18 protein-coding genes and 3 pseudogenes are annotated in these 24,620 nt (G+C 68.6%); 16 read left to right on the top strand and 5 right to left on the bottom strand.

Annotated elements, in window-relative coordinates; all coding sequences use genetic code 11:
• The first annotated feature begins 1 nt into the window (after position 1).
• The 7 genes and pseudogenes from ACN2C7_RS00315 to ACN2C7_RS00285 all read left to right on the top strand — a co-directional run bounded on the left by ACN2C7_RS00315 (position 2) and on the right by ACN2C7_RS00285 (position 4,427).
• Positions 2–241: a MoaD/ThiS family protein gene (locus ACN2C7_RS00315; protein WP_419319217.1), complete on the top strand. Its 240-nt coding sequence runs from the start codon at positions 2–4 to the stop codon at positions 239–241.
• Positions 238–684: a molybdenum cofactor biosynthesis protein MoaE gene (locus ACN2C7_RS00310; RefSeq protein WP_419319216.1), complete on the top strand. Its 447-nt coding sequence runs from the start codon at positions 238–240 to the stop codon at positions 682–684. Before ACN2C7_RS00315 ends, ACN2C7_RS00310 begins: the two co-directional genes overlap by 4 nt.
• 3 nt (positions 685–687) lie before the next feature.
• Positions 688–1,242 (top strand): molybdenum cofactor biosynthesis protein B, encoded by a 555-nt coding sequence (moaB, locus tag ACN2C7_RS00305; RefSeq protein WP_419319215.1) that lies wholly within the window; start codon positions 688–690, stop codon positions 1,240–1,242.
• On the top strand, positions 1,239–1,709 hold the full coding sequence (gene moaC, locus ACN2C7_RS00300) for a cyclic pyranopterin monophosphate synthase MoaC (protein ID WP_419319214.1): 471 nt from the start codon (positions 1,239–1,241) through the stop codon (positions 1,707–1,709). Before moaB ends, moaC begins: the two co-directional genes overlap by 4 nt.
• Before the next feature lie 681 nt (positions 1,710–2,390).
• Positions 2,391–3,594: pseudogene (locus ACN2C7_RS00295) on the top strand (IS481 family transposase).
• A gap of 78 nt (positions 3,595–3,672) precedes the next feature.
• A pseudogene (locus tag ACN2C7_RS00290) lies at positions 3,673–3,756 on the top strand (hypothetical protein); the annotation flags it as partial.
• Positions 3,757–3,929: 173 nt separating this feature from the next.
• Positions 3,930–4,427, top strand: a complete 498-nt coding sequence (locus ACN2C7_RS00285) for an AAA family ATPase (protein ID WP_419319213.1) — start codon at positions 3,930–3,932, stop codon at positions 4,425–4,427.
• An 88-nt stretch (positions 4,428–4,515) separates the two neighbouring features.
• On the opposite strand, the pseudogene ACN2C7_RS00280 reads toward ACN2C7_RS00285, so the two are convergent.
• Positions 4,516–5,566, bottom strand: a pseudogene (locus tag ACN2C7_RS00280) (XdhC family protein).
• 24 nt (positions 5,567–5,590) lie between these two features.
• On the opposite strand from ACN2C7_RS00280, the gene ACN2C7_RS00275 reads away from it, so the two are divergent.
• A complete protein-coding gene (locus tag ACN2C7_RS00275) occupies positions 5,591–6,466 on the top strand; it encodes a bifunctional regulator KidO (protein ID WP_419319212.1) in 876 nt (291 codons plus the stop codon).
• Between the two features lie 162 nt (positions 6,467–6,628).
• On the top strand, positions 6,629–7,333 hold the full coding sequence (locus ACN2C7_RS00270) for a glycosyltransferase family protein (protein ID WP_419319211.1): 705 nt from the start codon (positions 6,629–6,631) through the stop codon (positions 7,331–7,333).
• Positions 7,334–7,400: 67 nt separating this feature from the next.
• Here ACN2C7_RS00270 and ald read toward each other — a convergent pair whose 3' ends face one another.
• Positions 7,401–8,513, bottom strand: coding sequence for an alanine dehydrogenase (ald, locus tag ACN2C7_RS00265; protein ID WP_419319210.1), 1,113 nt, complete (start codon positions 8,511–8,513; stop codon positions 7,401–7,403).
• Positions 8,514–8,632: 119 nt separating this feature from the next.
• Between ald and ACN2C7_RS00260 the strand changes: the two genes are divergently transcribed.
• The 4 genes from ACN2C7_RS00260 to pbpC all read left to right on the top strand — a co-directional run bounded on the left by ACN2C7_RS00260 (position 8,633) and on the right by pbpC (position 17,339).
• Positions 8,633–9,106 carry an Lrp/AsnC family transcriptional regulator gene (locus ACN2C7_RS00260; RefSeq protein WP_419319209.1) on the top strand — a complete coding sequence of 158 codons (474 nt, stop codon included), beginning with the start codon at positions 8,633–8,635 and terminating at the stop codon, positions 9,104–9,106.
• Positions 9,107–9,188: 82 nt separating this feature from the next.
• Positions 9,189–10,010, top strand: a complete 822-nt coding sequence (locus tag ACN2C7_RS00255; RefSeq protein ID WP_419319208.1) for a carbonic anhydrase — start codon at positions 9,189–9,191, stop codon at positions 10,008–10,010.
• Between the two features lie 71 nt (positions 10,011–10,081).
• Positions 10,082–15,136 carry an alpha-2-macroglobulin family protein gene (locus ACN2C7_RS00250; protein ID WP_419319207.1) on the top strand — a complete coding sequence of 1,685 codons (5,055 nt, stop codon included), beginning with the start codon at positions 10,082–10,084 and terminating at the stop codon, positions 15,134–15,136.
• 133 nt (positions 15,137–15,269) lie between these two features.
• On the top strand, positions 15,270–17,339 hold the full coding sequence (gene pbpC, locus ACN2C7_RS00245; protein WP_419319206.1) for a penicillin-binding protein 1C: 2,070 nt from the start codon (positions 15,270–15,272) through the stop codon (positions 17,337–17,339).
• A gap of 128 nt (positions 17,340–17,467) precedes the next feature.
• Here pbpC and ACN2C7_RS00240 read toward each other — a convergent pair whose 3' ends face one another.
• The 3 genes from ACN2C7_RS00240 to ACN2C7_RS00230 all read right to left on the bottom strand — a co-directional run bounded on the left by ACN2C7_RS00240 (position 17,468) and on the right by ACN2C7_RS00230 (position 19,531).
• A complete protein-coding gene (locus tag ACN2C7_RS00240; RefSeq protein WP_419319205.1) occupies positions 17,468–18,094 on the bottom strand; it encodes a carbonic anhydrase in 627 nt (208 codons plus the stop codon).
• A complete protein-coding gene (maiA, locus tag ACN2C7_RS00235; protein WP_419319204.1) occupies positions 18,087–18,743 on the bottom strand; it encodes a maleylacetoacetate isomerase in 657 nt (218 codons plus the stop codon). The genes ACN2C7_RS00240 and maiA overlap by 8 nt, the downstream gene beginning before the upstream one ends.
• 107 nt (positions 18,744–18,850) lie before the next feature.
• A complete protein-coding gene (locus ACN2C7_RS00230) occupies positions 18,851–19,531 on the bottom strand; it encodes a fumarylacetoacetate hydrolase family protein (RefSeq protein ID WP_419319202.1) in 681 nt (226 codons plus the stop codon).
• A gap of 184 nt (positions 19,532–19,715) precedes the next feature.
• On the opposite strand from ACN2C7_RS00230, the gene ACN2C7_RS00225 reads away from it, so the two are divergent.
• Genes ACN2C7_RS00225 through ACN2C7_RS00215 form a run of 3 tightly spaced genes read left to right on the top strand, consistent with a single transcriptional unit; the run spans position 19,716 to position 24,615 of the window.
• A complete protein-coding gene (locus tag ACN2C7_RS00225; protein ID WP_419319201.1) occupies positions 19,716–20,594 on the top strand; it encodes an ABC transporter ATP-binding protein in 879 nt (292 codons plus the stop codon).
• An 11-nt stretch (positions 20,595–20,605) separates the two neighbouring features.
• A complete protein-coding gene (locus ACN2C7_RS00220) occupies positions 20,606–24,193 on the top strand; it encodes a M1 family aminopeptidase (protein WP_419319200.1) in 3,588 nt (1,195 codons plus the stop codon).
• Positions 24,190–24,615, top strand: coding sequence for a PaaI family thioesterase (locus ACN2C7_RS00215; RefSeq protein WP_419319199.1), 426 nt, complete (start codon positions 24,190–24,192; stop codon positions 24,613–24,615). The genes ACN2C7_RS00220 and ACN2C7_RS00215 overlap by 4 nt, the downstream gene beginning before the upstream one ends.
• The last annotated feature ends 5 nt before the right edge of the window (positions 24,616–24,620 follow it).

Below are 24,620 nucleotides of genomic sequence, written 5' to 3'. Positions count from 1 at the left end.
CATGGCTCGGGTGCTGCTGTTTGGACGCCTGGCCGACCAGGCCGGCTGGCGCGAGCGGGCCTTCGAGGCCACGTCTCTGGCCGCTTTGCGCGACCTGATCGCCCAGGATGATCCTGATCTCGCCGAAGCCCTGAGTGGCCCGGGCGTGCAGGTCGCCGTCGACAAGACGCTGGTGCGCGGCGAGGCGATCCTGGCCGCCGCCACCGAGGTCGCCTTCCTGCCGCCGATGAGCGGCGGATGATCACCCTCACCGCAGAGCCGTTTGAGCCGGGCGCGCTGCTGACCCAGTTCTGCGCCGGACGCGACGAGACCGGCGCGGTAGCCAGCTTCGTCGGTCTGGCCCGCGCCGAGCAGGGCCGGGCGGCCGCGCTGGAGCTGGAGGCCTATCCCGGCTTCACCGACCTGGCGATCGCTGAGTTCGCCGAGACGGCCAGGACGCGGTTCCATCTTCACGAATACCGCATCGTCCATCGCACCGGCGCCATCGCGCCGGGCGAGGCCATCGTCTTCGTGGCCACCGCCGCCGGCCACCGCCGCGCCGCCTTTGAGGCCTGCGACTTCCTGATGGACTGGCTGAAAAGCCGCGCCCCGTTCTGGAAGAAGGAGCACGGCCCGGACGGCGCCCGCTGGATCGAGCCGACGGACCGCGATAGGACCGACGCATCGCGTTGGGATCAGGAGTAGATCATGTCTGCAGCAGGCCTCACCCCCGGCGGCGGGATCAAGCCGGACCTTCCGTTCACGCCGGTGCGCGTCGCGATCCTGACCATTTCCGACACCCGCGACGAGGAAAGCGACACCTCCGGCCAGGTGCTGGTCGACCGCGTCAAGGCCGCCGGTCATGAGCTGGGCGGCCGGACGGTGGTCCGCGACGACATCCCGCAGATCCGCGACCAGGTGCGCAACTGGATCGCGAGCGGCCAGGTTGACGCCATCGTCACCACCGGCGGCACCGGCCTGACCGGCCGCGACGTGACGGTCGAGGCCCTGGAGCCGCTGTTCAACAAGAAGATCGACGGCTTTTCGGTGATCTTCCACATGGTCTCCTACGCCTCGGTGGGCCTGTCGACCCTGCAGTCGCGGGCTACGGCGGGCCTGATCGACGGCGTCTTCGTGTTCTGCCTGCCGGGCAGCAACGGCGCGGTGCGCGACGGCTGGGACAAGGTTATCTCCGCCCAGCTCGACAGCCGTCACAAGCCCTGCAACATGGTCGAGCTGATGCCGAGGCTTCTGGAGCAGTGAGCAAGCTCACCCACATCGACGACCAGGGCCGGGCCCGCATGGTCGATGTCTCAGGCAAACCCGAGACGGCGCGTGAGGCGGTGGCTGTGGGCTTCGTGCGGATGAGCGCCGAGACCCTGGCCCTGGCCGTCTCCGGAACCGGCCGCAAGGGCGATGTCCGCGCCGTGGCCGAGATCGCCGGTGTGATGGCCGCCAAGCAGACCTCGAACCTGATCCCCCTGTGCCATCCGCTGGCCCTCTCCAAGGTGGTGGTCGAGGTCGAGCCGGGCGAGGGCGGCCTCGCCGTCACCGCCCGGGTCAAGACCACCGGCCCGACCGGGGTCGAGATGGAGGCCCTGACCGCCGTCTCGGTGGCCTGCCTGACGATCTACGACATGCTGAAAGCCGCCGAGAAGGGCATGGTCATCGAGGCCGTGCGCCTGATCGAAAAGACCGGCGGCAAGTCGGGCGACTGGATGGCGGATTAGCGTCGGACACAGGTTCGCATCCTCGCCGGATTTTCACCGGCAAGTGGGGAGGCGGCGGAGCGTCCGGGCCAGGCCCGGATGAGGGTGTAGAGGAGTACCGTTTCGGCCGTGGCCGGAGCGCTCCGCGCGATCGTTATCCGATGAGCCGCTCGGGGCGCGGGGTTTTAACCCGCTCCCGATGAGAGGCCCCAGGCGGGCGGAAGGGAAGCGACCCTTCCGGACCGCGCGGGCGATTTCAGCCCGCGCCTGGAGCGCCTTGCCGGGCGTCGCCAAAGGGTGTTCCCGGCGGTCCGGATCCGGCTTCATCACGTTCGGCCCCCGCAGGACCGCTCCGCTCCGCCAGACCCCATCGGGCCTTCAGACGACGACCGACGGGCGCGACCCGCTCGACCGCCCCCACCCCCCGTCAGGTCGCCAGCTGGACGGCCTCCCCAGGGGCGGGGCGAGAGTGATTATGCGGGCGTTCTGGAGGGGGCTGCGTCGATTTTCGATCGTGACGGTGGGTGCGGCGGTTAGGGCGTTGAATTTGCTGGGATCGGGGTGGGGCTATCCCCGTGCGGGTACGGGGATGGAGGCCGACGCCCGGAACCCCTCTCTCATAGATGTTCAGGCCGGGGACATCCGTGACAGGTGTTCGGAGACATCCGTGACACATTTTCCGATCTCGAAGGGAGGTCGGAGATGCCATTCACGGGAGTCTCTGCGATGGATTTCAAACGGGAGTTCGTGCGTCTGGCGCAGGCTGAAGGCGCCAATCGCCGGGAGCTTTGCCGGCGGTTTGGGATAAGCGCCAGCCTGGGTTACCGGCTGCTGTCGCGCTATGCGGCGCAGGGCGAGGCGGGTTTGACGGAGCGGTCGCGACGCCCACGCGGTTCGCCTCGGACGACGCCGGCTCCGATCGAGGCGGCGGCGCTGGCGGTGCGGGCCCAGCACCCGGCCTGGGGCGGGCGCAAGATCGCCGCCGTGCTGCGACGCCAGGGTCTGGAGGCGCCATCGCCCTCGACGGTGACCCAGATCCTGCGCCGCCATGGCGTGGCTCTGGGCGCATTCGGCGGCGGCCACGAGCCGTTCATCCGCTTCGAGCACCCCGCGCCAAACGACCTGTGGCAGATGGACTTCAAGGGCTACGTGCCGCTTGGCGCGGAGGGCGGGCGGCTTCACCCGCTGACCGTGCTGGACGACCATTCGCGCTTCTGCCTGGTGCTAGAGGCCTGCGCCAACCAGGAGCGCCAGACCGTAAAATCCAGCCTGATCAACGCCTTCCAGCGTTATGGCCTGCCCCGTCGCATCACCGCCGACAACGGCCCGCCCTGGGGCGCGGGCATGAGGGGGGACGGCGTGGGCCGGTCCTGGACCGCTCTGGGCGTGTGGCTGCTGGAGCAGGACATCGCTCTGGGCCACTCGCGACCCTACCACCCCCAGACCCAGGGCAAGGACGAGCGCTTCCATCGCACCCTCAAGGCCGAGGCCCTGTCAGGGCCGCCGTTCGCCAACCTGGAGGAGGCCGCCCGCCACCTGCGCGACTGGCGCACGGTCTACAACACCCAGCGCCCTCACGAGGCCCTGGGCCTGATCACGCCCATCGAACGCTATGCTCCAAGCCCCAGGCCCTATCGCGACGACATCGCGCCCTTCGCCTATGGCCCCGACGACCTGACGCGCAAGGTTCAGGACGGCCGCATCAGCTTCGAGGCCCGCCTCATCCGGGTCCCCAAGGCCTTCACAGGCAAGACCTTGGCCCTTCGTCCCACCAACATCGACGGCCGCTATGACCTGGTCTTCAGGTCCAAGACCATCTCCACCATCGACCTCAAAACGCCGATGTGATCATCCTCAACCTGTCACGGATGTCTCCGAACACCTGTCACGGATGTCCCCGGTCTGAACATCTATGAGAGAGGGGTTCCGTGCGCGCCGCATGGCTCGGCAAAGCCGCCGCCCCCTCGGGCAGAGCCTTCCTTACATCTCACGGCGAGACGATCGCCGGTCTGGACAGGTTGCTCAAGGACGGCGCTCCGCGCCGCCGCGTCGCGGCTGGCCGCAGGCCAGTGTCGGCGGACCAACCTGTCCAGACCGGCACGCTACAGCCTCCAGGAGATGTAAGGCCTGGCGCGACGCGGGGCGTCGGCTTTCGGGCGGGAACCCAGGGCGTGCTTTCGACCTGTTGCGGTAGTTGAGCCGCGCTGCGAAGCTGTCCCAGTCTCACGAGGGGGAGCGCAGATGCTGATCGTGTTCGGCGGGCTGCCGGGAACCGGTAAGACAACCATCGCGCAGGCGCTCGCGCGGCGGCTGAGTGCGACTTACCTCCGTATTGACGAAATCGAACAGGCGCTAGTGGCGGGCGGCTTCTCGGCAGCGGACATCGGCGGTTCGGGCTACCTTGTCGCCAACGCCTTGGCCCGCTCCAATCTCGCGAATGGCTGTGCGGTGGTGGCCGACTGCGTAAACCCTGTTGCCGAGAGCAGGGCGGGGTGGCGCGCGATAGCTGACTTTTCGCGGACGCCTTTGCTCGAGATTGAAGTCATTTGTTCCAACCCTGATGAGCACCGACGCCGGATCGAGGGGCGTCAGGCTGACATCTCTGGCCACGACCTCCCCACCTGGGACGACGTCCTTTCTCATGACTACACCCCTTGGACGGAGCCTCGGCTGCTCATCGATACAGCCGAGTTGAGCGCTCAGCAGGCGGTCGAGCTTGTTGAACAGCACTTGGCTTAGGTCCGCCCCCCACCCTTCCCAACCCGTTGGAAGCTCCGCTCCCCGGCGCCAAGCCCACCGGCCGCTCACGCACGCGACGGCGATGCCCCTACGCCTCCGCCGTCCGCCGCTCCAGCGCCGGCTGCCCGTGTCGCGCGGCCATGATCTCGCCGATCACCGCCACGGCCACCTCGAACGGCGCCTTGCCGCCGAGGTCGAGGCCGATGGGCGCGCGCAGCTTGGCCAGGTCACGATCGGTCAGGCCCGCCGCCTTCAGGCGCGCGATCCGCTCGCCCAGCCGACGCCGGGCGCCCAGCAGGCCGACATAGGGCGCGGGCGACGGCAGGGCGGTCATCAGGGCGGCGTGGTCGATGTCCAGGTCGTGGCCGCAGATGGCGACGAAGGTCCAGGCGTCGAGGCCCAGGTTGGCCAGGGCGTCGTTGGCCGCGTCCCGGCTATAGGTCACGCCAGCCAGCGGCGGCGGCGCGGCGGGGCCCTTGGGCCGGATCAGGAAGGTCTCGAAGCCGGACTGCGCGCCCAGGCTGGCCACGGCCAGGGCCGTCGGGTCGCCGCCGACCACCACGAGCCTCGGGACCGGGTCATAGGCGCGCTCGAAGGCGCCGGGCCAGGGGGCCATCGGCTCTTCCAGGCACTGGCGCCGCTGCCCGTCGCTGGCCCAGAAGGCCGGGAGGCGAGCGTCGGCCAGTCGCAGCAGGGTGGCCGCCGCCGGGTCGTCGGGCTGGATGCGCTCGACCAGGATCTCGATCCGCGCCCCGCACAGCAGGCGGATGTCGGGCCAGGGACTGCCCTCGCCATAGATCAGCCGCCGCGGCTTGCCGTCCTCGAGACAGGCCAGGGCGTGGCCCTCGACATCGGCCTCGATGCAGCCGCCGGACAAAAAGCCGGAAACAATACTTTTTCCGAACACCATCTGCGTCCCGACCGGACGCGGGCCGCCGCCGCCCAGGGCGACGATGGTGGCGAGGGCCGCCGGACCGGCCAAAAGCGCCGCCCGCAGGGCGGGTCGGGCGTCATCGGCCATGCCGTGAAGGGGCCAGTCGGCGGCCGTTTGAAAGCTGTTCATCACCGCCGACTTTAACCCCTCGGCAAGGTTCCAGAAACGCCTTCTTCAAACCTTGGCGCGTAGGGTCAACGAACACAGGTGTCGTTCCTCACGGATGGTCATGCCCATTTCGGTCTCAAAACTTGGTCTCGCGGCCGCCCAGTTCGGGCTCGACGGCATGACGTCGTCGCCGCGCGGCCGCTCGCCTGAAGCCGAAGCGCGCGACATCCTCAGCATCGCCGACCGTTCGCAGCTGTCGGTGCTGGACGTCTCGGGCGTCTATGGCCGCGCCGAGTCCATCCTGGGCGACCTCATTCCCCGCCCGGTCAATTTCCGCGTCACCCTGTCGACCGCCCGCGCGGACCGGGGTCCCGACTTCGTCGAGGCCGAGGCCCGCAGCAGCCTGCGCCGCCTGGGCCTGGAACGCGCCGACGCCATCATCGTCCAGACGCCTTCGGACCTGTTCGGCCCGCACGGCGCGGCCCTGTGGGACCGCCTGGCCCGCCTGCGCGACGAAGGCCTGTTCCAGAAGGTCGGCGTCTCGGCCCATGCCAGCGACGATCCGGTGGGCGTGGCCCGCCGCTTCAAGCCCGACATTCTGCAAGCTCCGGCCTCCTTGCTCGACCAGCGCCTGCTGGCCGACGGCTCCCTGGCCCGCATCGCCGGCATGGGCGTCGAGGTGCAGCTGCGCTCGATCTTCCTCAATGGCCTGCTGTTCCTGCCGCCCGATCGCGTGCCGGCCCAGCTGAAGGGCGCCTCGGGCCGTCTGTCGCGCGTGCGCCGGATGATCGCCGAGGGCCGTTCCGATCCGCTGCAGGCCGCTCTGGGTTTCGCTTTGTCGCGTCCCGAAGCCAGCGCCGTCCTGGTGGGCGTCACCTCCGCCGCCGAGCTTTCGGCCGTGGTCGCCGCCGCCTCCAGCCCGCCGCCGGATCTGGACTGGGACGACATGGCCATCGACGATCCGGTCGCCCTCGACCCGCGGCGTTGGGTCGCTTAGGCGACTCCCCGAATCAAACCCGACAGTACGAAGCCTGCCCAGATCCAGCGGTCGCGTCAGCGGCGCTGGAACAGGGTTAATGGTGCTTAAGTCTTTGATTCACGAGACTTTTATCATTCCCGGCTAGGCTATGCGGAACAACTGCTTTCAGGGGAGAGCGACGTGATCCTTACCGTCCTGCAGGCCCGCATGGGGTCCCGCCGCCTTCCGGGCAAGGCGATGGCCACGCTCCAGGGCGAGCCGATGATCATCCGCCAGCTGGAGCGCCTGCGTAGCGCCCGCTGTCCGACCAAGATCATCGTCGCCACCAGCACCGACCCCTCCGACGACGCCCTGGCCGGTTTCGTGGTCTCGCGCGGCTATACCGTCCATCGCGGGGCCGGGGCCGACATCCTCGACCGTATCGCCCGCTGCGCCGAAGCCATCAGCTCGGTCAGCCATGTGGTGCGGGTCAAGGGTGACGCGCCGTTCGTCGATCCCGGCATCGTGGACGAAGCTGTCCGCCTGGCCCTGGCCAGCGGCGCCGCCTACACCTCCAACCATGTTCAGCGCACCTATCCGGCCGGTCTGGAGGTCGAGGTGATCACCGCCAACGCCCTGCGCTTCGCGGCCGCCGAGGCGCGCGATCCGACGGCCCGCGTCTCGCCGACCGCCGCCATCCGCGACAATCCGGCCCGTTTCAGCCAGGCCCACCTGAAGGCCCGCCGCGACTGGTCGCATCTGGACTGGCGGGTCAAGACGGCCGCCGACCTGGCCTTCGCCCGGTCGATCTACAACGCCCTGCACCCGGTCGATCCCGGCTTTGGCATGACCGACGTGCTGGACCTGGTGGAAAGCCATCAGGACCTGGCGCGGTTCGCGGCCTGATCCGACCTTTCGGGCAAGAAAAAGGGCGCCGAGCGGTTTTGCTCGGCGCCCTTCTCATGTCCGGGATCTACTTCCAGGCGCCGTAGGGGTCGACCGAGGGCTTGCCCAACGCCTGGGCCACGGCCGGGTGGGTCAGCTCGCCCTTCAGCACATTGAGACCGCGCGCCAGGTGGACGTTGGTCTTCAGGGCGTCCAGGCCGTGGTCGGCCAGGGCCAGGCCGAACGGCAGTGTGGCGTTGCCCAGGGCTTCCGAGGAGGTGCGGGGCGCGGCGCCGGGCATGTTGGCCACGCAGTAGTGGACGACGCCGTCGACCGTGTAGGTCGGCTCGGCGTGGGTGGTCGGCTTGCTGGTCTCGAAGCAGCCGCCCTGGTCGATGGAGACGTCCACCAGCACCGAGCCCGGCTTCATCTGCTTGAGATGCTCGCGACGCACCAGCTTGGGGGCGGCGGCGCCGGCGGTCAGCACGGCGCCGATGATCACGTCGGCTTTCAGGATCTCTTCTTCCACGGCCGCGAAGGTCGAATAGCGCGTGAGAATGCGGCCCTGATACAGGTCGTCCAGCTCGCGCATGCGCGGGATCGAGCGTTCCAGCACCACCACCTCGGCGCCCAGGCCGGCGGCCATGCGCGCGGCGTTGGAGCCGACCACGCCGCCGCCCAGCACGGCCACGCGAGCCGGGGGTACGCCGGGCACGCCGCAGAGCAGCAGGCCCATGCCGCCATTGTGCTTGAGCAGGGTCTCGGCGGCCGAGAACACGGCGATCCGGCCGGCCACTTCCGACATCGGGGCCAGCAGCGGCAGGCCGCCGCGCGCGTCGGTGACGGTCTCATAGGCGATGGCCGCGCAGCCGCTGTTCAGAAGGCCTTCGGTCTGGGCCGGATCGGGGGCCAGGTGCAGGTAGGTGAACAGGATGTGGCGGGGTTCCAGCTTCTCCCACTCGACCTTCTGGGGTTCCTTGACCTTGATGATCATGTCGGCGCCGGAAAACACCGCCGCGGCGTCGGCGGCGATGGTCGCGCCGGCTTTCAGATAGGCGTCATCGGCATAGCCGGCGCCGAGACCGGCCCCGGACTGGACCAGAACGCTGTGGCCGTGGCCGACATATTCCCGGACGGCCGTGGGGGTCAGGCCGACGCGGTGTTCGCCGGGTTTGATCTCTGAAGGGACGCCAACGCGCATGATGATTTCCTCCTGAAGGATTTTGACGCCAATTTACGCCTCTTGGCCTGCAGGTTTCTTGGGGATTTCGTGCGACGAGAACTGTGGTATGCAGGAATCCTGCGTCAAATGGGTAAGGCATGAAGAAACCCGCCGTTGAACTCGACAGCTTTGACCGGAAGCTCCTGACGCTGCTGCAGCGACGGGGGCGGGCCAGCTATGTGGAAATGGCCGAGGCCGTGAACCTGTCGGAGTCGGCCTGCCTGCGCCGGGTGCGGGCCCTCGAGGAGGCCGGGGTGATCGGGCGCTATGCGGCCGTGATCGATGAACGCGCCGTGGGCCTGCCGCTCAGCGTCTTCGTCACCGTGACCCTGTCGTCCCAGGCCGAGGCCACCCTGAGCGCCTTCGAGAAAGCCATAGCCGGCGTCCGCGAGGTCGCCGAGTGCTATCTGATGACCGGCGGCTCGGACTATCTGTTGCGGCTGGTGGTGCGCGATGTCGACGACCTGGAGCGGGTTCATGCCCAGGAGCTGACCCGGATTCCCGGCGTCGTCAGGGTCAGTTCCAGCATCGCCCTGCGCACTGTGGTCAAGCGCGCCGAATTGCCGCTGTGAGGCCGGGGCCAATACCTACGGTCGGTTAACCTTGTCGTTCTAGTGCTAGGCGTCGACAGGAAAATCCGCGTCGGGGGACGAGATGGTTTCGAGAAGACTTCTGCTGGGCGCCCTGGCGTCGGGACTGGCCGGAACGCCGCTGGCCGCCCTGGCCGAGGGTGACGATCACCACGCGCCGGCGCCGCGCAAGGCCGCGCCCCGGCCCAAGCCTGCCGCCGCTCCGCAAAATTCTCATGGGGCCGCAGCCGCGCCGGTGCGCTCGACCGTCGCCGAATATCCCAAGCCGGCCGAGACCCATGCGCCCGAAGTCCTGATCGATCCCAACGAAGCCCTGGGCCGCCTTAAGCACGGCAACGCGATCTTCGCCCGCGGCGGCGCCAGCATGGCCCTGCCCAGCTGGGCGCGGATCAACGAGCTGTCGAACGGCCAGAAACCTTTCGCGATCGTCGTGGGCTGTTCCGACAGCCGCGTGCCGCCGGAACTGGTCTTTGACTGCACCCTGGGCGAGCTGTTCGTGGTCCGCACGGCCGGCTCGACCGTCAGCCGCGAAGGCCTGGGCTCGATCCTCTATGCCGTCGAGCATCTGGGCGCGCCGCTGGTCGTGGTGCTGGGTCACACCAAGTGCGGCGCGGTCGGGGCGGCGGTGGATGTCGCTACCAAGCACGCCCACCTGCACGGCGCCCTGTTCGACATGGCCCTGCCCATCCTGCCGGCCGTGATCGAGGCCGGAGAGAGCCGTCCCGCCGACCTGCAGGACGCCTCGATCCGCCAGAACGCCAAGAACATCGCCGAACGCCTGAAGACCGCCGACGAGGCCTTCAGCAGCCGCATCGCGGCGGGTCGCCTGAAGGTGGTCTCCGCCGTCTACAGCCTGCAGACCGGCCAGGTCGAATTCATGGGCTAAGGCCCCGTTGACCCGCCCCCCCGCTTCACGTCACATCGATTTTCGAACGTGGTGAACCGGGGGATTGTGGAATGTCGATGGACGAGACGCCGCCCGCGAGCGGTTCCAACGATCCGGCGCCCGTTTCCCAGCCCACGCTGATCGAGCGCCTGAAGGCGCGCTGGTCCGCTGACGCGCGCGTGCGCATCGCGGCCATCGCGACCGGAGCGCTCGTCATCGGTTTCGGCGGCGGCCTGCTGACCGGCAAGGCCGGCGATCTGGGCTGGTTCGGCGGAAACAAGAGCGCCGTCGCCTCGGCCCCGGTCAAGGGCGAGGCCTGGTCGCTGTTCGGCAAGCCCCGCGCGGCCGGCGCCCCGCGTCGCGGCATCCCCAAGCCCGAAGCGTTCGCCGTCTGGCAGAGCCGCATCGAGAGCTCCGGCCAGGACCCGATGGCCTGCGTGCGGATGAGCAAGCCGCTGGATCCGTCCAAGGCCTATGCCGACTATGTGCTGGTCTCGCCCGACATCGGCCGCACGCCCGCCGTGCGGGTCCAGGGCGACGAGCTGTGCGTCGGCGGCGTGGGCTTCACCGACCATCGCGTCACCCTGCTCAAGGGCCTGCCTGCCAAGGGCGGCGAGACCCTGGCCGCCAATGCCGATGTCGATTTCACCTTTGGCGAAAAGCCCCCCTATGTCGGCTTCGCCGGCGACGGCGTGATCCTGCCGCGCGAGGAGTCCGACGGCGTCGGCATCGAGACCATCAATGTCCAGGCCCTGGCCATCGAGGTGTGGCGGGTTTCCGATCGCAACCTGGTGCGCAAGTCGATCAGCGCGCCCGACCCCACCGGCGAGGGTGACTGGGCCGGCGACTATGGCGACGACAGTGTCGGCGAGGACGGCCGCCGCGTCTGGAAGGGCGTTGTGCCCGTCACCGGCGCGACCGGCCAGAAAGCCACCACCGTCTTCCCGCTGGGCGCCGTGCTCAAGGACATGAAGGCCGGTGGCTACATGATCAAGGCGCGCGACGCCTCGGGCGGTCGCAATCCGGATGAGGAGGGCGACACTCCGCCCGCCCAGGCCCGGCGCTGGATCGTGTTCACCGACATGGCGATGATCGCCTATGACGGTTCGGAATCCCTCGACGTGGTGGTGCGCTCGCTGAAGAGCGCCAAGACGATCGCCGGCGTCCGCGTGGCCCTGGTGGCCAAGGACGGCGAGGATCTGGCCGAGGCCAAGAGCGACGCTGACGGCCGCGTGCGCTTCCTGCGTCCCTTGCTGGAAGGCGAAGGCTCCGAGCGCGCCAAGATGGTCATGGCCTATGGACCGCAGGGCGACCTGGCGGTGCTGGACCTGGACCGCTCGCCGGTCGACCTGTCCAAGCAGGGCGTCGGCGGCCGCGAAGGCGCCACCGCCGGCCGCTCCACCCGCACCGACATCGACGGCTATCTCTATGCCGACCGCGGCATCTATCGGCCCGGCGAGACCGTCCACCTGACCGCCATGGTCCGCGACCGGCTGGCCAAGGCCGTCAACGACCGCAAGGGCGAGATCGTGGTCAAGCGGCCCTCGGGGGTCGAGTTCAAGCGCTATCCGTTCAGCGGCGCCAAGGCCGGCGCCGTGCTGGCCGACATCGCCCTGCCACGCTCGGCGCCGCGCGGGCGCTGGGCGGCCGAACTGAAGATCGAGGGTATCGAGGCCGCTTCCGGCAGCCTGACCTTCAGCGTCGAGGACTTCGCGCCGCAACGCCTGGCGGTCACGGCCACGGGCCAGGAATCCCTTCCGCTGGGCGTGGGCGAGACCCGCAAGGTCGATGTCTCGGCCCGCTTCCTGTATGGCGCGCCGGGCGCCGGCCTGCAGACCCAGGGCGAGGCGCGGCTGCGCGCCGACGCCGATCCCTTCCCCGCCTACAAGGACTATGTCTGGGGCGACGCCGACAAGCCGTTCGAGGAGAAGTTCCTGGAACTGGGCACGACGGTCACCGATGGCGAAGGCCGGGCGGTGCTGTCGGTCGCCAGCGATGTGGCCGGCGACACGGCCCAGCCGCTGGTCGCCGCCGTCACCACCTCGGTGTTCGAGCCGGGCGGCCGTCCGGTCCGCGAAGGCCTGGACCTGAAGGTTCGCGCCAAGCCGCTCTATTTCGGGGTCAAGGTCGACCAGGGCGACAGCGCCAAGGGCGATCCGCCGATCAGCCTCAACATCATCGCCGTTAACGCCGCCGGCAAGCGGGTGGGCGCCACCGCGACCTACACCCTGATCAGCGAGAACTGGGACTATGACTGGTTCCAGCAGGATGGCCGCTGGCAGTGGCGGCGCACCAGCCGCGACGCGGTGGTGGCCAAGGCCACGGTGAACATCGGCGCCGGCGATCCGGCCCGCTTCACGCGACGCCTGGGCTGGGGCGACTATCGCCTGGTGGTCGAGGGCGCGGACGGCTCAAAGACCGTCACCCGCTTCGCCGCCGGCTGGGGCTCGCCCGCCAAGGACGCCGAGGCCCCGGATTTCGTGCGCGTCAGCGCCGGGACCAAGGCCTATGTCCAGGGCGATACGGTCGAGATCACGCTGAAGCCGCCCTATGCCGGTGAAGCCCAGATCGCCGTCGCCACCGACCGCCTGATCGACCTGAAGACCGTCACCGTGGGCGAGAACGGGACGACCGTGCGCCTGAAGACCTCGGCCGCCTGGGGTGGCGGGGCCTATGTGATGGTCAGCGTCATCCAGCCGCGCGACCCGGTCGCCTCGCCCAAGCCGCGTCGCGCCCTGGGCCTCGTTTATGTGCCGCTGGATCCCAAGAGCCGGAAGCTGACCGTCGATCTGGGCACGCCCGTGAAGATCGACTCCAAGGCCCCGGTCGAGATCCCCGTGGCGGTGAAGGGCCTGGGCCTTGGCCAGCGCGCCCACGTCACCATCGCGGCGGTGGACGAGGGCATTCTGCGCCTGACCCGTCAGGACAGTCCTGATCCAGTGAAATGGTACTTCGGCAAGCGCGCCCTGGGTGTCGACTACCGCGACGACTATGGCCGTCTGCTCGATCCCAATCTGGGCGCGCCCGCCAATGTCAATTTCGGCGCCGACGAGGTCGGGGGCGAGGGTTTGACCGTCACCCCGATCAAGACCGTCGCCCTGTGGTCGGGCGTGGTCGAGACCGGCCTGGACGGCAAGGCGGTGATCAAGCTGCCGGCCGCCGACTTCAATGGCGAGCTGCGGCTGATGGCCGTGGCCTGGACCGACAACGCCGTCGGCTCGGGCTCCAAGCCCCTGACCGTGCGCCAGCCGGTGGTGGCCGACCTCAATCTGCCGCGCTTCCTGGCCCCCGGCGACAAGGCCATGGCCACGCTGGAGCTGCACAATGTCGAGGGCAAGCCCGGCGCCTATACCGCCGAGGCCTTCTCGTCGGGCGGGCTGAAGGTGGCGTTCAAAAAGGTGTTCCAGATGATCCTGGGACAACGGATCGCCGAGAAGATCCCCTTCCTGGCCCCCGACGTCACCGGCATCGGCAAGATCGGCTTCAAGGTGGCCGGTCCCGGCTTTGCGACCAGCAAGGACTATCCGATCCAGACCCGCCTGGGCTGGGGCGATGTGGTGCGCACCACCACGGAATTGCAGCAACCGGGCGCGGCCTATACGCCTTCCTACGCCCTGATGAGCGGCCTGGCGGCCGGGGACGTGACGCTGCAGGTCAGCTATTCGCCGTTCAAGGGCTTCGACCCGGCGGCGATCGCGGTGGCCCTGCAACGCTATCCCTATGGCTGCACCGAGCAGCTGGTCTCGACGGCCTATCCGCTGCTGTACGCCCAGAGCCTGACCAGTGATCCCAAGCTGAAACGCACCCCGGCGGCCCTGGCCGGCGCGGTGGGCAAGCTGCTGGATCGCCAGACCCTCGACGGCGCCTTCGGGCTGTGGCGGGTGGGCGACGGCGAGGCCGACGCCTGGCTGGGCGCCTATACGACCGACTTCCTGCTGGAAGCCCGGGCGCAGGGCGTGGCCGTGCCGGACGCCGCGATCGACAAGGCCATGAACGCCATGCGCCAGATCAGCCGTCCCGACGGCTGGGCCTCGGTCTCCTACCGGATGGAATATCCCGAATGGTGGGCGGCCACGCCCGAGCTGTCCAAGAAGGCCACCGAACGGATGCGCCGCCGGGCCTCGGCCTATGCCCTCTATGTGATGGCCAAGGGCGGCAAGGGCGACCTGGCCCGCCTGCGCTGGTGGCACGACGTGCAGATGAAGGACGAGGACCAGCCGATGGCCAAGGCCTATGTCGCCGCCGGCCTGGCCCGCATGGGCGACAACGCCCGGGCTCGCTCGGCCATGCGCCAGGCGGTCAAGTCGCTGGGCTATCGCGACGATCAGGACTGGTACCAGAGCCCGCTGCGCGACGTGGCGGGGCTGACCGCCCTGGCCGTCGAGTCGGGTCAGGGCGACATCGCCCGCCAACTGCAGGGCCGCCTCGAAAACGTGGTCAAGGATCCCGACGCCCTCAACACCCAGGAACAGGCGGCCGTGCTGCACGCGGCCTTCGCCCTGCTGAAGGCGGCCGGCCCGATCTCGATCGACGCCAAGGGGGCCATGGCCCTGCCGCCGGCCGGCGGCGCGCCGCGCTGGGCGGTGGGCAAGCTGGCTGACAGCCGCTTCACCAACACCAGCAAGGGCGCGCTGTGGCGGACGGTCAGTGTTCGTGGCACGCCGACCGCCGCGCCGGGGGCATCGGCCAATGGCCTGTTCGTGGGCAAGCGCCTGCTGTCGATGACCGGGGCGGCGGTGGATCCCGCCACGATCCGCCAGGGCGACCGGATCATCGTGCTGGTCTCCGGCCGCTCGATGCAGGCCCGTTCGACCGCTCTGGTGGTCGACGACGCCCTGCCGGCCGGCTTCGAGATCGAGACGACACTCGGCGCCGATGACGCCCAGAACGGGCCCTACCGGTTCCTGGGCGAACTGACCGGCGCCGACGTTCAGGAAAGTCGCGACGACCGCTTCATCGCGGCCATGGACCTGGAGGGCAACAAGCCCTTCGCCCTGGCCTATGTGGCGCGGGCCGTGACGCCGGGCGAGTTCTTCCTGCCGGGCGCGGTAGCCAAGGACATGTACCGTCCCGCGATCACCGCGCGCTCGGATGCGGGCCGGGCGGTGATCGCGCCGGGGCAGTGAGGGTGACGCGCCGTTTCATCTTCCCCCTCCGGGGGAGGAGCGCTGAAAGCGCGGAGGGGGCAAGTGACGCGAGGCCGTTCGCAGGATGACGTCTGCTGACTCAGGGGGCGCTGCCACCACTGGCCCCCTCCGGATGCTGCGCATCCTCCTCCCCCGGAGGGGGAAGATGGTTGCGCCGCTCACCCGCGCCCTCGTCGCCCTTCTGGGCGTCCAGGTCGCCCTCGCCACGCTCAGCGCCATCTTCCCACCCGAAATGACCCGCGCCCGGCAGTCCTCGCCGGTGGCGCTGGACCGGCGCGGCGCATGGCTGCGGGCCCTGCCGGTGGAGGACGGCCGCTGGCGGATCCGGGCCGACCTCGACCGCACCGACCAGACCTTCCAGAAGCGCCTGATCGCGGTGGAGGACGGGCGGTTCTACAGCCATCTGGGCGTTGATCCCCTGGCGGTGGTCCGGGCGTTCGGCTCGGCGGTGGTCCACGGTCGCCCGACCTCCGGCGCCTCGACCCTGACCATGCAGACCGCCCGACTGCTGGAGCCGCGGCCGCGCAACCTCGGCTCCAAGCTGATCGAGATGATCCGCGCCGTGCAGCTGGAATCGCGGCTGACCAAGCGCCAGACCCTGGCCCTCTACCTGACCCTGGCGCCCTATGGCGGCAATCTGGAGGGCGTGCGCGCCGCCAGCCTGGCCTATTTCGGTCAGGAGCCCTCAAGCCTGACCGACGGCCAGCAGGCCCTGCTGATCGCCCTGCCGCAATCGCCCGAGGCCCGCCGACCCGACCGTCGGCCCGAGGCGGCGCGGCTGGCGCGGCGGGCGGTGCTGGACAAGATGGTCCGGGCCGGCGTGCTCACCGAAGCCGCCGCTCTGGAGGCCGAGGCCGAACCCCTGCCGCGCCGTTCACCGTTCCCGGCCCTGGCCTGGAACGTGGCGGGCGAACTGGCCCGCGCCGCGCCAGCCTCGCAGGCCAGCGTGATCACCACCCTCGACGCCGACCTGCAGGCGCGGCTGGAGCCGATGGCCGCCGCCATCGCCGCCTCGCAAGGGGCCGACGCCACCGCCGCGATCCTGGTGGTGGAAATCAAGGGCCGGGCGGTGCGCGCCGCCGTCGGCTCGGCAGGGCGCGAGCGGGCCGGGGGCTGGGTGGACATGACCCGCGCCCTGCGCTCGCCGGGTTCGGCCCTGAAGCCCTTCATCTACGCCATGGCCATGGACGATGGACTGCTCGCCGCCGACACCCAGTTGACCGACAGCGCCACCCGCTTCGCCGACTATCAGCCCGAGAATTTCGACCGGGTGTTCCACGACAAGGTCACGGTGCGCGAGGCCCTGACCCATTCGCTGAACGTGCCGGCCGTGGCGACGCTGGAGCGGCTGGGTCCCGAAGCCTTTGCAGGCCGGATCGAGGCGGCCGGCGCCCATCTGGCCCGGCCGAAGTCGCAGCTGAAGGCGGCGGGACTGGCCCTGGCCCTGGGCGGGGAGGGGATCACCCTGCGCGACCTGGCCCTGCTGTACGCCGCCCTGGGCGACGGCGGCCTCGCCAAGCCCCTGGCCTGGACGCAGGCCGACGCCAAGCTACGCGAGACATCCGGCGGAACCCGACTGGTGCGACCCGAGGCGGCGGGGCAGGTGCTGGACATCCTGCGCGAGGCCCCCGCGCCGCGCGGCCGGGCGCCCTCGGCCCTGACCCGGGGCGGGCCGGCCATGGCCTTCAAGACTGGCACCTCCTACGGCTTTCGCGACGCGGTGGCGGCCGGCGTGGTCGGCGGCTATGCGATCATCGTCTGGACGGGCCGGGCCGACGGCGGCGCGCGCGGCGGCCTGACCGGACGCGACGCCGCCTTGCCGCTGCTGTTCGATGTCGCTGATGTGGTCGGCGCGCCCGCCGCCGCGCCGCGCCCGATCGCGCCGAAGCTGGCGCCCGAGGCGCTGCAGACCCTGCGCGCGCAATCCGAAGGGCCACGCCTGATCTTCCCGCCGGACGGCGCGGCCGTGCAGGTCGAGGCCCTGGGGCCCAGATCACGGGGACTGGTGCTGGCGGCCGGCGGCGAGGACCTGACCTGGTATGTCGGGGGAACGCCTCTGGCGGCCGATCCGGTCAGCGGCCGGGTGGTCTGGAAGCCGGCGGCGCCGGGGTTCTATCGCCTGTCCGTGGTGGACGGGCAGGGGCGAAAGGCGTCGGCGCGGGTGAGGATCAAGGCGGGGTAGAGCTCACCTTTCCGTTGTCATCCCGGAAGCCTCGCAGAGGCTATCCGGGACCACGGCAAACGCGGCGCTTCCTGCGGTCCCGGCTCGGCACGCTTCGCGCTTGGCCGGGATGACAGTGTTTAGCGGCCTCAGATCACCCCGCCGGCCACCCGCTCATAGTCTTCCCGGCTGGAAATGCCGACGTTCAGGTCGTTCACCAGCCCGTTGGCCAGCGAATAGACCCAGCCATGGACGGCCAGGGCTTGGCCGCGCGCCCAGGCGTCCTGCACGAAGACGTCGGCGGCCACGTTGCGGACCTGGCGGATGACGTTCAGCTCGCACAGGCGGTTGAGCTTTTCCTTCTCGCCCGGCAGGGCGTCCAGCTCGTGGCGGTGCTCGGCATGGACCTCGCGGATCGGGTGCAGCCAGTGGTCGACCAGGCCGCGCCGCTTGCCGTCGATCGCCGCCGCCACGCCGCCGCAGCCATAGTGGCCCACGACCATCACGTGCTTGACCTTGATCACGTCGACCGCGAACTGCAGCACGCTGAGATAGTTGGCGTCCTGCGGCGGGGCCAGGTTGGCGACATTGCGGTGGACGAACAGCTCGCCGGGATCCAGGCCCACGATCTCGTTGGCCGGCACGCGGCTGTCGCTGCAGCCGATCCACAGATATTCCGGGCTCTGCTGGTTTTCGAGCCGCTTGAAGAACTCCGGGTCGACCTGGGTCTTGCCCTTCGACCAGGCGGCGTTATTGGCCTTCAAGTCTTCAAGCATTCTGGGCATCCGGTTGAAGGTTGGGGTGGGCGGCGGCGATGGCCGGATGTTCAAGAGCCCGGGCCACCGCAGCCTTGATCGCGGGGAACGGCGTCATGTCCACGTGGAAACGGGCGGCGTTATAGACCTGTGGGACCAGGCAGCAGTCGGCCAAGCCGGGGGTGTCGCCGAACGCATAGCCCTTGCCGTGCCGCGCCACCATCGGCTCCAGCGCCGCAAAGCCGTCGGTGATCCAGCGCTGCGCCCAGGCGTCGCGGCCGTCCTGGTCGACGCCCAGGCCGGTCAGGGCGCGCAGGATGCGCAGGTTGTTCACCGGGTGGATGTCGCAGGCGACGATCTCGGCCATGGCCCGCACCGTGGCGCGATCAAACGGGTCGGCCGGCAACAGCGACGCCCCCGGAACCGCCTCGTCCAGCCATTCCAGGATCGCCAGGCTCTGGGTCAGACGGCGGCCTTCTTCTCCAGGCAGGGCGACCTCAAGCGTCGGCACCAGGGCCTGGGCATTGAGGGCGCGATAGGCCTCGCCCTGGTGCTGGCTCGACACCAGATCCACGGGCTGGACGGCATAGTCCAGGCCCTTGAGGTTCAGGCCGATGCGCACCCGATAGGGCGCGCTGGCCCGCCAGGCGCTGTGCAGGATGAGCTTCATGGCGCGCTCCTAGAGCATTTTCGAGCGAAGTGGATACCGGTTCGCGTGAAGAAAATGCGTTAAAACAAAGATCTAGAGCTCCGGCCTGACGCAGTCAGGATGGAGCTCTAGGCCAGGGTGAAGGACAGTTTGCCGACGCCCTCGACCTCACCCTCCACCCTGTCGCCGCGCCCGATGGCGCCGACGCCCTCGGGGGTACCGGTGAAGATCAGGTCGCCGGCTTCCAGCCGCCACAGCTGGCTGGCCTTGGCGATCACCTCGGCGACGTTCCAGATCATGTCGGCGATCTCGCCGCGCTGCTTTTCCACGCCATTGACCGACAGGAAGATCGCGCCTTCCGGCGGCAGGCCGCTCATCGGGCGGATGGCGCTGATCGGGGCGCTGGCGTCGAAGGCCTTGCCGGCTTCCCACGGCTGACCCTTGGCCTTGGCGGCGTTCTGCAGGTCGCGGCGCGTCAGGTCGACGCCGACCGCATAGCCGAACACCAGGTCTATGGCCTGCTCGGGGGTGAGGTTCTCGCCGCCGGCCTTCAGGGCCGCCACCAGTTCGATCTCGTGGTGCAGATCCGCCGTCGCCGACGGATAGGGCACGGTGGTCGGCAAGGGGACCACGGCGTCGGCCGGCTTGGCGAAGAAGAACGGCGGATCGCGCGTGTCGGCCCCCATTTCGCGGGCGTGGGCGGCGTAGTTGCGACCCACGCACAGGATGCGGCGCACGGGAAAGACCTCGGCCGATCCCTCGACCGGGACCACGGGAACAGCGGACGGGGGAAAGGCGTATGTCGTCATGGCGCCTGATTAGCCCCAAACGGCGCGCTTCAAAAGCACCCTGCCCAGGTTATCGCCTATCAGAAATCATCCCGAGACCGGGGACGCTTAAACGTTCTTTCACTTGCCCCCGTCCTCGCCGTCGAGTCATGACGGGTGTGGGGAATACTGGGCGTCTTTCCATGCGGGGGCTGTGAGCGCGCGAATGCTGATCATCGAGAACCTGACTCACGTCTATGGCAACGGCGTTCGCGCCCTGGACGAGGTCAGCCTGACCATTCCGCGCGGCATGTACGGCCTGCTGGGCCCGAACGGCGCGGGCAAGTCGACCCTGATGCGCACCGTCGCCACCCTGCAGGCCCCGACCTCGGGCCACATCCGTTTCGACGACATCGACGTGTTGAAGACGCCCGAGCTGCTGCGCCGCACCCTGGGCTATCTGCCGCAGGATTTCGGCGTTTATCCGCGGGTCTCGGCCTACGACATGCTCGACCACATGGCGGTGCTCAAGGGCATCGCCAACGCCAAGGACCGCAAGGAAACGGTCGAGAGCCTGCTGGGCCAGGTCAATCTGTGGGGCGTGCGCAAGAAGGCCCTGGCCGGGTTCTCGGGCGGCATGCGCCAGCGCTTCGGCATCGCCCAGGCCCTGATCGGCGATCCGCGCCTGATCATCGTCGACGAGCCCACCGCCGGCCTCGACCCCGAAGAGCGCAATCGTTTTCTCAATCTGCTGGCCGAAATCGGCGAGAACGTGGTGGTCATCCTGTCGACCCACATCGTCGAGGACGTGTCGGACCTGTGCCCGGCCATGGCGATCATCTGCGACGGCCGCATCGTCAAACAGGGCGCGCCCAATGATCTGGTGGTCCAGCTGGCCGGCCGGGTCTGGCGCAAGACCATCGACAAGGCCGATCTGGAAGCGGCCAAGGCCCAGTATCAGGTGATCTCCACCCGCCTGCTGGGCGGCCGCACGGTGATCCACATCCTGGCCGACAGCGATCCGGGCGATGGCTTTACCGCCGTCGAGGGCGGTCTTGAGGACGTCTATTTCTCGACCCTGTCCACCACCCGCCGCGCGGCGTAGGAGGACCGGCCATGTTCGCCAAGATTGCGGGCTTCGAGCTCCGCTACCAGCTGAAGTCGCCCGTGTTCTGGGTGGTGGCGACGGTGTTCTTCCTGCTGACCTTCGGGGCGGCGACGATCGACCAGATCCGCATCGGCGGCGGCGGTCAGATCCACAAGAACGCCCCGTTCGCGATCGCCCAGACCCACCTGATCCTGTCGATCTTCTACATGTTCGTGACCACGGCCTTCGTGGCCAATGTGGTGGTCCGCGACGACGAGACCGGCTTTGGGCCGATCCTGCGCTCCACCCGGATCGGCAAGTTCGACTATCTGTACGGCCGCTTCACCGGGGCCTATCTGGCGGCGGCGATCTCGTTCCTGGCCGTGCCCTTGGCGATCTTCATCGGTTCGTTCATGCCCTGGGTCGACCCCGAGCGCCTGGGCCCCAACCTGGTCGAAGCCTATCTGTTTTCCTATTTCGCCCTGGCCCTGCCCTCGATCCTGCTGACCTCGGCGATCTTCTTCGCCCTGGCCACGGTGACGCGATCGATGATGTGGACCTATGTCGGCGTCATCGCCTTCATGGTGGTGTGGATCATTGGCGGCATCGCCCTGGATCGCCCGGAGTTCGAAAAGACGGCCGCCCTGTGGGAGCCCCTGGGCACGGCGGCCTTTGGCCTGGTCACCAAGTACTGGACCGCCACCGAGCGGAACTCGGTCACGCCGGCCCTGACTGGCGTGCTGCTGTTCAACCGCCTCTTCGCCCTGGCCCTGTCGGCGGTGTTCCTGACGGCCGCCTACTGGCTGTTCCAGATCCAGTCGGCCGCGCTGTCGGGTGATCGCAAGGTCAAGGCCCACAAGGGGCCGGCGCCGATCGAGGCCCTGCCGGCCACCCTGAGCGGCCCGGTCGTTCCGCGCTATGATCGCCAGACGGCCTGGGTCCAGCTGATGGTCCGCACCCGGCTGGACATGGGCCAGGTGTTCAAGAGCCCGGCCTATTTCGTGCTGCTGGCCCTGGGCCTGGCCAATGCCATGGGCTCGCTGTGGTTCGCCACCGAGGCCGGACGCTATGGCGGCGAGATCTATCCGCTGACCCGCGTGCTGCTGACGCCACTGATGGGATCTTTTGGTCTCATCCCGATGATCATCGCCATCTACTATTCGGGCGAACTGGTCTGGCGCGAGCGCGAGCGCAAGACCCACGAGATCATCGACGCCACCCCGGTTCCGGACTGGGCCTTTGTCGTCCCCAAGACCCTGGCCATTTCGCTGGTGCTGGTCTCGACCCTGCTGGTCAGCGTGCTGGCCGCGATCATCAGCCAGCTGGCCCACGGCTATACCCATCTGGAGCTGTCCAAGTACCTGCTCTGGTACATCCTGCCGCAATCGGTGGACTGGGTCCTGCTGGCGGTGCTGGCGGTGTTCCTGCAGGCGATCAGCCCGCACAAGTTCATCGGCTGGGGCCTGATGGTGATCTACATGGTCGCCACTATCACCCTCTCGAACCTGGGTTTCGAGCACAAGCTCTACAATTTCGGCGCGGTCACCGACACGCCCTTCTCCGACATGAACGGCCAGGGCAAGTTCTGGATCGGGGCCTGGTGGCTGCGGCTGTACTGGACGGCCTTCTCGGTCGTGCTGCTGGTTCTGTCCTATGGCCTGTGGCGGCGGGGAACCGAGAGCCGGCTGTGGCCGCGCCTGGCGCGTCTGCCGAGCCGCATGACCGGCAAGGCCGGCCTGACCCTGGCCCTGGCCCTGACCGTGTTCGTGGCGACGGGAACCTTCATCTTCGTCAACACCAATGTCTGGAACACCTACCGGACCACGATCGACGGCGAGCAATGGCAGGCCGATTACGAAAAGACCCTGCTGCCGTTCGAGACCCTGCCCCAGCCCAAGATCGTGTCGATGATGCTGGACGTGGACCTCTATCCCGATGAACCGCGCGTCAGCACCAAGGGCGCCTATGTCATCGAGAACAAGACGAACGGTCCGCTGAAGGAAATCCATGTCCGCTTCGACCGCGACCTGAAGGTCAAGGGCCTGTCGATCGAGGGGGCGTGGGCCAAGAAGACCTATGACCGGTTCAACTACCGGATCTTCGCCTTCGACACGCCGATGGTTCCGGGTGAGCGGCGCAAGATGAGCTTCATCACCGAGCGCTCGCAGAAGGGCTTCCCCAACAGCGGCGCGGAATCGCGTGTGGTCGCCAACGGGACCTTCATCAACAATCTGGAGATCGCGCCGATCCTGGGCATGGCCCGCGACGGCCTGCTGGTCGATCGCGCCAAGCGCCGCAAATACGGCCTGCCGCCCGAGCGGCGCATGGCCAGGCTGGGCGATGTGGCCTCGATGCAGTTCAATGGTCTGCGCAAGGACTCCGACTGGGTGTCGTCCGACATCACCATCACCACGGTCAGCGACCAGACGCCGATCGCACCGGGCTACAAGGTCTCCGACCTGGTCAAGGGTGATCGGCGCGTGGCGCGCTTCGTCACCGAGGCCCCGATCCAGAACTTCATCTCGATCCAGTCGGCCCGCTACAAGATCGCCAGCGAGACCTACAAGGGCGTCGATCTGGCGGTCTACTACGACCCGCAGCACGCCTGGAACATCGACCGCATGAAGACGGCGATGAAGGTCTCGCTGGACTATATGGGCGCCGAGTTCAGCCCCTATCAGTTCCGCCAGCTGCGGTTCCTGGAGTTCCCCGACTACGCCCAGTTCGCCCAGGCCTATGCCGGCACCATGCCGTGGTCGGAAGGTCTGGTGTTCATCGCCAACTACGAAAACCCCGAAAAGATCGACATGGTCACCTATATCGGGGCCCACGAGATCGGCCACCAGTGGTGGGCCCACCAGGTGATCGGCGCCGACCAGCAGGGCGGGGCCATGCTGTCGGAGACCTTCGCCCAGTATTCGGCCCTGATGGTCATGAAGCGGACCTATGGCGAGAGCCAGATCCGCAAGTTCCTGAAGTTCGAGCTGGACAGCTATCTGCGCGCGCGCGGCGGCGATCCTCTGGAGGAGCAGCCGCTCTACAAGGTCGAGAACCAGCCCTACATCTATTACCGCAAGGGCTCGCTGGTTATGTACCGGCTGCAGAGCGAGATCGGCGAGGCGGCGGTCAACCGCGCCCTGCGCCGGCTGATCGCCGACCACGCCTTCAAGGGCGCGCCCTATCCCACCACCTTGGACTTCATGCGGGCCATCCGCGCCGAGGCCCCGGCCGACAAGCAGGCGCTGATCACCGACCTGTTCGAGAAGATCACCCTCTACGACATAAAGACCACGGCGGCGGCCGTGAAGAAACGCGCCGATGGCCGCTTCGATGTGACCCTGACCATCGACGCCAGGAAGATGTACGCCGACGGCAAGGGCAAGGAGACGTCGGCGCCTCTGGCCGAGAGCATGGACATCGGCCTGTTCACCGCCGAGCCGGGCAAGAAGGACTTCAAGGCCGACAGTGTCGTGCTGTATGAGCGCCGCCCGATCCGCTCGGGCGTCCAGACCCTGACCTTCACGGTCGCCAAAGCCCCCAAATGGGCCGGGGTCGATCCCTACAACACGGTCATCGACCGCAATGGCGACGACAACACCCTCAAGGTCGGCGGATGAGCGAGAGCGGACTGAAGCTGGATGCGGCGGCGTTCAACGCCTTCCTGCAGCGCGCCTTTCCCGAAGGCGATCCGGCCTCGATGCCCGAGGCGATCGAGGCGTCCGAGGGCCGCGTCCTGATGCGCCAGCCGTTCTCGTCACGGCAATTGCGGCCGGGCGGGGTGATCTCGGGGCCGACCCTGATGGCCATGGCCGACACCGCCGCCTATGCGGCGATCCTGACCCATATCGGCGAGGTGCCGCTGGCGGTCACGACCTCGCTGACGATCCATTTCCTGCGAGGCTGCAAGCCGGGTGACCTCTATGCCGAGGCCACCCTGCTGAAACTTGGCCGCCGCATCGCGACGGTCGATGTCCTGATGTGGACGGAATCGCGCGAGCGCGCCGCCGCAAAGGCGACGGTCGCCTACGCGATTCCGTAGATAAG

This window comes from Caulobacter sp. ErkDOM-E, from assembly GCF_048541895.1.
Lineage (GTDB): Bacteria > Pseudomonadota > Alphaproteobacteria > Caulobacterales > Caulobacteraceae > Caulobacter.
Note: the sequence above shows the minus strand (reverse complement) of the source record. Positions and strands in the feature narration are given on the sequence as shown.

Coding starts and splice junctions, on each gene's coding strand:
- ACN2C7_RS00315 (WP_419319217.1), top strand. CDS start 2: ATGGCTCGGGTGCTGCTGTTTGGACGCCTGGCCGACCAGGCCGGCTGG.
- ACN2C7_RS00310 (WP_419319216.1), top strand. CDS start 238: ATGATCACCCTCACCGCAGAGCCGTTTGAGCCGGGCGCGCTGCTGACC.
- moaB (WP_419319215.1), top strand. CDS start 688: ATGTCTGCAGCAGGCCTCACCCCCGGCGGCGGGATCAAGCCGGACCTT.
- ACN2C7_RS00285 (WP_419319213.1), top strand. CDS start 3,930: ATGCTGATCGTGTTCGGCGGGCTGCCGGGAACCGGTAAGACAACCATC.
- ACN2C7_RS00275 (WP_419319212.1), top strand. CDS start 5,591: ATGCCCATTTCGGTCTCAAAACTTGGTCTCGCGGCCGCCCAGTTCGGG.
- ald (WP_419319210.1), bottom strand. CDS start 8,513: ATGCGCGTTGGCGTCCCTTCAGAGATCAAACCCGGCGAACACCGCGTC.
- ACN2C7_RS00260 (WP_419319209.1), top strand. CDS start 8,633: ATGAAGAAACCCGCCGTTGAACTCGACAGCTTTGACCGGAAGCTCCTG.
- ACN2C7_RS00255 (WP_419319208.1), top strand. CDS start 9,189: ATGGTTTCGAGAAGACTTCTGCTGGGCGCCCTGGCGTCGGGACTGGCC.
- ACN2C7_RS00250 (WP_419319207.1), top strand. CDS start 10,082: ATGTCGATGGACGAGACGCCGCCCGCGAGCGGTTCCAACGATCCGGCG.
- pbpC (WP_419319206.1), top strand. CDS start 15,270: ATGCTGCGCATCCTCCTCCCCCGGAGGGGGAAGATGGTTGCGCCGCTC.
- ACN2C7_RS00240 (WP_419319205.1), bottom strand. CDS start 18,094: ATGCTTGAAGACTTGAAGGCCAATAACGCCGCCTGGTCGAAGGGCAAG.
- maiA (WP_419319204.1), bottom strand. CDS start 18,743: ATGAAGCTCATCCTGCACAGCGCCTGGCGGGCCAGCGCGCCCTATCGG.
- ACN2C7_RS00230 (WP_419319202.1), bottom strand. CDS start 19,531: ATGACGACATACGCCTTTCCCCCGTCCGCTGTTCCCGTGGTCCCGGTC.
- ACN2C7_RS00225 (WP_419319201.1), top strand. CDS start 19,716: ATGCTGATCATCGAGAACCTGACTCACGTCTATGGCAACGGCGTTCGC.
- ACN2C7_RS00220 (WP_419319200.1), top strand. CDS start 20,606: ATGTTCGCCAAGATTGCGGGCTTCGAGCTCCGCTACCAGCTGAAGTCG.
- ACN2C7_RS00215 (WP_419319199.1), top strand. CDS start 24,190: ATGAGCGAGAGCGGACTGAAGCTGGATGCGGCGGCGTTCAACGCCTTC.